The organism is Mesorhizobium sp. LNHC229A00 (genome assembly GCF_000502415.1).
In the GTDB taxonomy this organism is placed as follows: domain Bacteria; phylum Pseudomonadota; class Alphaproteobacteria; order Rhizobiales; family Rhizobiaceae; genus Mesorhizobium.
The window spans coordinates 1-345 of sequence record NZ_AYWQ01000226.1 but is presented as its reverse complement, the minus strand read 5'-3'; the positions used below and the strand labels follow the sequence as shown (position 1 = coordinate 345).

Genomic DNA, 345 nt, shown 5'->3' with positions numbered 1-345 from the left:
GTGACGGGGGCGCAGCCCGCCGACATAGAGCATCACCGTCCTGCCTTCGAGGCGCGGCCGGTACTTGGCGATTACGGCATCGACCAACGGCCGGTATTTGGCGATGACCACCTCGGCCTTGGCCTCGATTTCCGGCCCGAAGTGCTTGGCTATCTTGCGCAGAGAGGCTTCGGTCTGGGAGGGGCCGAAGAAATTGTACTCCATCCAGGCGATGCCATACTTTTCCTCCATGTGCCGGCAGATGTAGTTCATCGACCTGTAGCAATGGATGAGATTTAGCTTCGCCTTTGGCGCCCGCTCTATTTCGGCCAGCGTAGCGTCGCCCGACCAGTTGCCGACCACGCG

General features: G+C 60.9%; 1 protein-coding gene. It reads right to left on the bottom strand.

The features are described from left to right. Positions 1 to 345 (bottom strand): nitrogenase component 1 (locus X742_RS0139910; protein ID WP_031248900.1); only part of this gene is annotated, 345 nt, incomplete at both ends.